Source organism: Micromonospora sp. NPDC051296, from assembly GCF_040682255.1.
Taxonomy (GTDB): Bacteria; Actinomycetota; Actinomycetes; order Mycobacteriales; family Micromonosporaceae; genus Micromonospora; species Micromonospora craterilacus.
Genome location: NZ_JBFBAO010000345.1, coordinates 1 through 7,469, shown reverse-complemented (window position 1 = coordinate 7,469; position 7,469 = coordinate 1). Strand labels below are relative to the sequence as shown.

The window sequence follows — 7,469 nt, the reverse complement described above, 5'->3', positions numbered from 1 at the left end:
GCCGAGTCCACGCAGCGCGGTGATGGTGGCGTCCACGTCGGGCGAGGAGACCGGCTGGGCACCGCTGTTCACCTTGCCGTTGAGGAACTCGGCCATGGTGGCCGCGTACTCCGGGACGACCTGGATTTCGCCCTTCTCCAGTGCCGGCTCGTAGAGCTCCCGGTTGCCGATCTGCTGCACGGTTACCTGGTAACCGGCCGCGGTCAGCTGGAGCTTGTAGAGCTCGGCGATGATCTCACTCTCGGTGAAGTTGCCCGCCCCCACCGTGATCCGCCCGCCCGGGCCATTCTCGACGCCGTCCGCGAGCCCGTTCGCGGTGACGAAGTCCTGCGCCGCCGCCTGCGCGCTCTTGCGGTCGACGTCGACCGCCTTGTTGAGCTGCACCAGGGCCGGGGTGTCGAGCCCGGCCGAGACCTTGTCCAGCGCCGCGATGAGCTGCGGCGTGGCCGCCTTGCTGTGAACCGCCGGGATGATGTTGTCGGCGTTCTGCAGAGACTTGTCGTCGTCGAGCGCGATCAGCTGCTCGCCGGCGACCGGGGCGCAACCCTCGCCGGCGGCGGCCTGCTGCGGCGCCTCGGTGCCGGAGGAGCCGGCCTCGCCGCACCCGGCCAGCACACCGGCCGCCGCGATGGCACCGACAACGGCAATGGACAGACGTTTACCTGCGCGCATGAGCCCGCCTTCCGTGTCCCGGCGCGACCCGTTCGGGCCGGCCGCGTGTCCGACGGGCGATCCGCCGTCTGGCCGCCCGCAACTTCCACCCAACATCCTGCCGCCGCCCACCGACAACTTCTGACGGCGTTCGTCACTGGAACGTCACCCTCCAGATGCCGATATCCCAGTTTCTCGGTAGGGATTCTATGACGCCTCGGTGCGGGCGTCAGGCCCGGGGTACCTGATCAGGATCCGGTGATCGCGTCCGCCGCGCGCCGACCGGCAACGCGCCGGCTACGGCGCAGCGGGCGGGGCGTGACCAGCCGCTCGACGTACGCGAAGAGCAGTTCCACGCTGATCGCGAGCCCGGCGACCAGCAGGCCGCCGGCGAGGATCTGACCGCCGCCCACGGCGATGCTCAGGCCGAATCCGAATCGGATGATCTCGCCCAGACCGCCGCCGTTGACGAAGGTCGCCAGGGCCGCGGTGGCGACCACCTGGACCGCGGCGGTCCGGAAGCCGGCGGCCAGGTAGGGCACGGCCAGCGGCAGCTCGACTTGGCGCAACACCTGCGCGCCGGTCATGCCCATGCCGCGGGCCGCCTCCCGGGTCTGCGGGTCGACCTGCCGCACCCCGGTGTACGCGTTCGCCAGCAGCGGCGGCACCGCGAACACCGCCAGGGCGACCACCACGGCCGGCCGGCCGAAACCGAGGAAGGTCAGCGGAAGGATGGTCAGCAGGGCCAGCGTGGGCACCGACAGGGTGAGGTTGGACACGAGCACGACCAGCCCGCCGCCGCGGCCGGTGTGGCCCAGCCACAGCCCGAGCGGCCAGGCCACCAGGCAGCCGAGCAGCACCGCGGCGGCCGACATGCTCACGTGCTCGCCGAGCCGGTCCAGGATGCCGCCCGGGTTCGTCCAGTTCAGCGGGTCGTTGAGCCAGACCACCGCTTGCTGGACGGGATTCATCGTGGCCTCCGGCTGGTCAGGTCCCGCCGGCCGGCGCTCGACCCGGTGCTCACCCGATCCGTCCGCGCAGCCACGGGGTGAGCAGCCAGCCGACGCCGATCAGGAACAGGTCGAGCACCAGGGCCAGCAGGACGCAGAGCAGCGTCCCGGTCATGATCTGGGCCTTGTAGAGGTTGTTCTGGAAGCCGGCGAAGATGATCTGCCCGAGCCCGCCACGCCCGATCACCACCCCGACGGTGACCAGGGCCACCGTGGAGACCGTCGCCAGCCGCAGGCCGGTGAGGATGCCGGGCAGGGCCAGCGGCAGTTCTACCCGTAGCAGCCGGCCCCAGCGGCCGTACCCCATGCCCTCGGCCGCCTCGCGGACCTCGGCGGGCACCTGGTTGAGCCCCGCGACGGTGTTTCGGACGATCACCAGCAGCGCGTACAGCACCACCACGCTGAGCACGGTCGCGACGCCGATGCCCAGGTAGGGCGCGATGAACGCGAACAGGGCCAGGGACGGGACCGTGTAGAGCACCCCGGTGAGTGCGAGAATCGGCCCGGTGAGCGGCCGGAACCAGTACGCCACCACGGCCAGCGGGACGGCGATCAGCGCGGCGATCAGCACCGCCCGCACGGTCAGGGTGGTGTGGTCGCGCAGGGCGGCCAGCACCGTGTCAGAGTTGTCCCGCACGTACTGCCAGGAGAACCACGGGTTACCCGGGTCTGCCCGGTAGCTCAGGCGGAAGGACATACGTGGACGGTACCCCGGTCGCCGACGGCGGTCAGCGCGCGGCGTCGATCACTCTCGACGGCATCGGCAAGCGTTATCCGGACGGCACCGAGGCGGTCCGGGAACTCAGCCTGCACGTCGACGCGGGTGAGCTGGTCGTGCTGATCGGGCCGTCGGGCTGCGGCAAGTCGACCGTGCTCCGGATGATCAACCGCCTGATCGAGCCGACCGCCGGCCGGATCATGCTCGGCGACTCCGACGTCACCCGGGTCGACCCGGTGACGCTGCGGCGGCGGATCGGCTACGTCATCCAGAATGTCGGGCTGTTCCCCCATCAGACGGTGGCCGACAACGTCGCCACGGTGCCTCGCCTGCTCGGCTGGCCCCGGGACCGCGCCCGGCACCGCGTCGAGGAACTGCTGGAGCTGGTCGGCCTCGATCCGGCGCAGTTCGGCCGGCGCTACCCGCACGAGCTCTCGGGCGGCCAGCGGCAGCGGGTCGGTGTGGCCCGGGCGCTCGCGGCCGACCCGGTGGTGCTGCTGATGGACGAGCCGTTCTCCGCCGTCGACCCGATCGTCCGGACCCGGCTCCAGGAGGAGTTCCTGCGCCTGCAGGCCGAGGTCCGCAAAACCATCGTCCTGGTCACCCACGACCTGGACGAGGCGGTCCGGCTCGGCGACCGGATCGCAGTGCTCTCCGAGGGTGGCCGGCTGGAGCAGTACGACACCCCGGCCGCCCTGCTCGGCGCCCCGGCCACCCCGTTCGTCCGCGAGTTCGTCGGCGCCGACCGGGGCATCCGCCGGCTGGCGGTCACCCCGGTCACCCGCGAGGTGCTCGATCCGCTGCCCGCCGACGGCGGGGCGGACCTGCCGGCCGTGCCGTTGGGCGGCTCGGCGTACGACGCACTGGCCGTCCTGCTCACCTCGACCGGAGGGCACGCCGTGGTCACCGAGCAGGGACGACCGGTCGGAATGCTCAGCCGGGAACGCGTCCTGGCGCTGGTCGGGCCGACCGGGCGCTAGCGTCGTCCCCGCCAGCTGCCCAGGGTGGCGATTCCGATGATCCAGCCGACGAAGAGTCCGTACTCGGCGCCGTCACCGGCGGCCTGGAAGGCGCCGAGCAGCGACGGGTTGGTCCGGATCAGCGCGGTGAGCAGGGCCGCGAAGGCACCCGCGAAGACGTACGCCGCCCAGCCGGCGAAGAACTGGCTGAGGGTGCCCCGGGCGCGGGAGAGCTGCGAACCCGGGAGGAGGTAGAGGAAGACGGCGGTCAGGACGACCACGAGGATCGCCTTCAGGTCGGCGGCGAAGATCTCCTGGATCGAGTCGGAGGAGTCGAATCGCCAGGCCGGCCAGGCGAGCAGTCTCAGGAACCACCCGCCGGCGGTGTCCGGATCGGTGTTGTCCCTGGCCCAGTCGGCGTACCAGGGACTGCCGAAGACCAGGACGAGGATGAGCGCGGCGAGCGTGCCGGCACCCGGTGCGGTCTTGTAACGATTGGTGAGAGCCATGGCCCCGCTAGTTCCCAGCGAATCGACGTGGGCAAACGCGAGGCGCGATTTATGGTGTTACGCCGGACTCCGCCGATCAGTGCTTCAACAGGTAGTCGATGAACGCAGCGCGCAGCAGCGGCGCGGACTCCTCGTAGCCGTGACCGGTCATCTCCCGCCACAGGGCGGCCGCCTCGTCGATCGTCGGGCCCACCGAGTTCGGCGCCCCGTCCAGCGCGGCGGCCTCGTCCGCGTTCGGCAGGTGCCGCAGCACCGACCAGAAGAATCCCACGTCCCGGCGCTCCCGGGCCAACGCGAAAGCCTGCTCGCGCAGCTCCTCGGTGGAGAGGGCGTCCAACTCCTCGAACGACCGGCCGCCGGAGATCGATGATGTGTCGGTCATGCGCCGAGCCTAACCGCCGAGATCACATCCGGCGCGCCGACGGCGCGTGGGAAACACCCGGACCGGTCACCGGTCCTCGGCGTCCTCCCAGGTGCGCGGGCCGGTCTCCCACCGCCGGGTCCCCCACGGGTCGGCCGGGCTGCCGGTCGGCTGCGCCGGGAGGACCGGGGGCCAGTCGCCGACCGGCTCCGGCCGGGCCACGGTCCACCCGCTGCCGTTGGTGGCGTCCGTGGGCGGCGACGGGGGCGTGGGCAGCACCGTCGCGGCCGGCGCCGGCCGGCCGTACCTCTCGACCAGCCGGGTGACCAGCAGGCCGGCGACCAGCAAGGCACCACCGACCGCCCACCGGCTGATCGTCCAGCCGCGCGCCTGCGCGTACGCGAGGAACAGGCCGATCGCGCCGGCGGTCAGGAGAGTGCCGAACACGCCACCCCGCAGGCCGAAGGCGCTGGTGCCGGCGAACAGCGCCGCGCCCACCGCCAGCAGCGTCCAGTCCAGCCCCGCGGACGGCGTCACCGCACCGTCGACCGAGGCGATCAGCGCACCCGCGAGCATCGCCAGCACGGTGGAGCAGACGTACCCGCCGGTGACCACCACCGCCGCCGCCGCGCCGCGGCGGCGCGCCGGATCGGCGACCGGACGGAACCGGCCGACCAGCCGACGGACCGGACCCACCGCCCCGAACAACCCGCCGAACACCGCGATCGCGGCGAAGCCGACGAAGAGCTGCCCGGCGCTGGAGCGCGGATCGTAGTCCGCCTGCACGAGCACCGGCGCGGACCGCTGTTCGATATAGACGATGACGCCGGCCGCGCCGCCGAGGCTGGCCGCCCAGCCGGGTACGTGCAGCACCACCACCAGCAGGCCCAGCAGGAGCCCACCGAGCGCGGCCACCGCGGCGGCTGTGCCGACGGCGACGAGTATGCCCCGATCGCCCTGTTCTGCGAAGTGCAACCCGGCCGCGACCGCCACTGGCCCGATCGCGAGGTTCACCGCCGCGGTACGCAGGCTCAGCCCGGCGGCCAACGCCAGCAGCCCGATGCCGACCACGGCGACGATGAGGGCGCGCAGTCCGGCGCCCCGCAGCGCGGCCGGATCCTCCTGCCAGACCAGGTAGACCAGCGCGGCGAAGCCGAGCAGCAGGAGCGTCTCCCAGACCACGTAGACGCCGAAGCGGTCCCGGCCCGGCTCACCGTTGTTGTCGGGGTCGTCCACGACGGCGTCCACCCCAACGGCGGGCACGGCAGAGGTTGGCTCCGACTGCCCGCTCCGGCCCGGTTCGTCGTACCCCATGATTCCGCCTCCCAGCGGCCGCCCGGACTCCACCGACGCGCGAGCGGGCCGGCGGCGGCCGTTGCCCATCCGGTCGCAGGCACCGTACCCGCGCTCGGAGCCGGGGCGGAACCCCCTGCGGGCGGGGTGTCGACGTCCCGTCACAAGCTGTGGCGGGACGCGGCCGAGCGGTGACTTCTACGCCGGCCCAGGGAAACTTCGACACGGCCCTAACGCCGGCCGGGGCGGCTCTGCCAGTCGTCGGGCTCGTTCTCGTCCTCCGGCCGCTCCGGGACCCGGCAGCACCGCTCCAGCCAGAGCGCGGCGGCCACCAGCGCGATCGAGGCCAGCAGGCCGGCGACGGCGGCCGGTCGGTCGTCGACGGCAGCCTGCGTGGTCTGCACGAACAACCAACCGGCCAGCCCGGCGTACACGCCGGTGAAGATGGCCCCGACCAGGGCGGACGCCTTGGCCAGCACGACGAACCGGGCGACCATCAGGGGGTTGACCGGATCCCGGCCGGGCCGTCGCTCGATCCGGCCCCGGGTGTTGATCGCGGCGTACGCCTCCAGTACGGCGAGCCCGGCCAGGGTGACCACCGGCAGCCACGGCAGCGCCGGCAGCCGGTTGTAGTAGATGCTGCTGATCAGCAACCAGGCGGCCGCCGCAGCGGCCAGGGCGGTCACCACCAGGGTCGAGATGCGGGTGGGCGCCATCCGCGACCCGTCGGGCGGTGGGGACTGCGTCATTCCGACCGCCTGCACTCGCTCATGCCGTCGACTCTAACGCCAGATCCGGGCGGGGGCGCAGTTCCGCTACCTCGGCAGCGGCCGGCCCGGCGGTCAGCAGGTCGGTCAACCAACCGTGTCCCGGCAGTTGGCCGTAGGGCTGGATGTCGATCCACGGCCGCAGTACGAAGGCTCTCAGCTGCGCCCGGGGGTGCGGCAGGGTCAGCTCCGGGTCGTCGCTGAGCACCGGCCGGTCGTCGTCGGTCCACACCGCGATGACATCGACATCGAGCGTACGGGGGCCGAAGCGGCGCAGCGGGTCGCGGACCCGGCCGGCGGCGCGTTCCGCCGTCCGGGCCCGCGCCAACCAGTCGTACGGGCCGGCCGCCGGGTCCGCGGCCAACAGCACCGCGTTCAGGTACGCCGGCTGCTCGGTGTCGCCCCACGGTGGGGTCTCGTACACCCCGGAGACCACCAGGACGCTGTCGCCGAACGTCGCCAGCGCGGTGCGCAGGTGGCCGAGCCGGTCGCCGAGGTTGCTGCCGAGGGAGAGCACGGCGCGCGTCATCGGGTACGCGTCCGGCGCATCGTCACGGCCACGTCGGTGAAGGCGTGCGGGACCGGCGCCTCCGGCTTGTGCACGGTGACCGTCGCGCCGGACACCCGGGAATCGGCCAGGCAGACCTCGATCAGCCGGTCGGCGAGGGTCTCGATCAGGTTGACCGGCTCGCCGGTGACCACCGCCACCAGGCGCTCGGCGAGTTCGCCGTAGTGCACGGTGTCGGTCACGTCGTCGGACCGGGCGGCCGGGGTGAGATCCAGCTCCAGCACGGCGTCGACGACGAACTCCTGGCCCCGGGCGCGTTCGAAGTCGTACACCCCGTGCCGGCCGTACGCCCGCAGGCCGGTCAGTTCGATCCGGTCGGTCACCGCAAGGCTCCTCGGTCGGCAGGGCCACCGGCCGTGGGGCCGGCGGGACCACGGGCGGCGCCAGCGGTCACGGCGTCGGGTGCGGCGGCCTCGGGCAGCGGGGTGCCGGGCGCGCGGGGCAGGCGCGGGCGGCCGGTGGCCTGCCAGACGGCGAGCGCGTCGACGGTGGCACCCACGTCGTGCACGCGCACCCCCCAGGCACCGGCGGCGACCGCGAGCAGGCTGGTGGCGACGGTGGCCGCCTCCCGACCGGCCGTGGGGCGCGGCGTGCCGTCGGGCCCGGCCAGCAGCAGACCCAGGTACGACTTGC

10 protein-coding genes and 1 pseudogene are annotated in these 7,469 nt (G+C 73.0%); 1 reads left to right on the top strand and 10 read right to left on the bottom strand.

The annotated features are described in order from the left end of the window. From AB0M52_RS27305 to AB0M52_RS27295, 3 genes are all read right to left on the bottom strand, one after another. The coding region (locus tag AB0M52_RS27305) for a glycine betaine ABC transporter substrate-binding protein (protein WP_363959363.1) at window positions 1-672 on the bottom strand (672 nt) is incomplete at its 3' end. Window positions 673-899: 227 nt separating this feature from the next. Continuing rightward, window positions 900-1,622, bottom strand: a complete 723-nt coding sequence (locus AB0M52_RS27300) for an ABC transporter permease (protein ID WP_363959360.1) — start codon at window positions 1,620-1,622, stop codon at window positions 900-902. A 49-nt stretch (window positions 1,623-1,671) separates the two neighbouring features. Next, on the bottom strand, window positions 1,672-2,358 hold the full coding sequence (locus AB0M52_RS27295) for an ABC transporter permease (RefSeq protein WP_363959357.1): 687 nt from the start codon (window positions 2,356-2,358) through the stop codon (window positions 1,672-1,674). Window positions 2,359-2,360: 2 nt separating this feature from the next. Between AB0M52_RS27295 and AB0M52_RS27290 the strand changes: the two genes are divergently transcribed. Continuing rightward, window positions 2,361-3,359 (top strand): ABC transporter ATP-binding protein, encoded by a 999-nt coding sequence (locus tag AB0M52_RS27290; protein ID WP_363959354.1) that lies wholly within the window; start codon window positions 2,361-2,363, stop codon window positions 3,357-3,359. Here the strand turns inward: AB0M52_RS27290 and AB0M52_RS27285 are convergent. From AB0M52_RS27285 to AB0M52_RS27255, 7 genes and pseudogenes are all read right to left on the bottom strand, one after another. Then, window positions 3,356-3,847 carry a hypothetical protein gene (locus AB0M52_RS27285; RefSeq protein ID WP_363959350.1) on the bottom strand — a complete coding sequence of 164 codons (492 nt, stop codon included), beginning with the start codon at window positions 3,845-3,847 and terminating at the stop codon, window positions 3,356-3,358. The genes AB0M52_RS27290 and AB0M52_RS27285 overlap by 4 nt on opposite strands. A 76-nt stretch (window positions 3,848-3,923) precedes the next feature. Continuing rightward, a complete protein-coding gene (locus AB0M52_RS27280; RefSeq protein WP_363959347.1) occupies window positions 3,924-4,229 on the bottom strand; it encodes a hypothetical protein in 306 nt (101 codons plus the stop codon). 66 nt (window positions 4,230-4,295) lie between these two features. Continuing rightward, window positions 4,296-5,537 (bottom strand): ABC transporter permease, encoded by a 1,242-nt coding sequence (locus tag AB0M52_RS27275; protein WP_363959369.1) that lies wholly within the window; start codon window positions 5,535-5,537, stop codon window positions 4,296-4,298. 194 nt (window positions 5,538-5,731) lie between these two features. After that, window positions 5,732-6,217, bottom strand: a complete 486-nt coding sequence (locus AB0M52_RS27270) for a DUF3180 domain-containing protein (RefSeq protein ID WP_363959366.1) — start codon at window positions 6,215-6,217, stop codon at window positions 5,732-5,734. A 52-nt stretch (window positions 6,218-6,269) separates the two neighbouring features. Beyond that, window positions 6,270-6,797, bottom strand: a complete 528-nt coding sequence (folK, locus tag AB0M52_RS27265) for a 2-amino-4-hydroxy-6-hydroxymethyldihydropteridine diphosphokinase (RefSeq protein ID WP_363959344.1) — start codon at window positions 6,795-6,797, stop codon at window positions 6,270-6,272. Beyond that, complete coding sequence (gene folB, locus AB0M52_RS27260; RefSeq protein ID WP_363959341.1) at window positions 6,794-7,159, bottom strand: dihydroneopterin aldolase; 366 nt, start codon at window positions 7,157-7,159, stop codon at window positions 6,794-6,796. The genes folK and folB overlap by 4 nt, the downstream gene beginning before the upstream one ends. Beyond that, window positions 7,156-7,469 (bottom strand): annotated as a pseudogene (locus AB0M52_RS27255) (dihydropteroate synthase); the annotation flags it as partial. The gene folB and the pseudogene AB0M52_RS27255, both read right to left, overlap by 4 nt.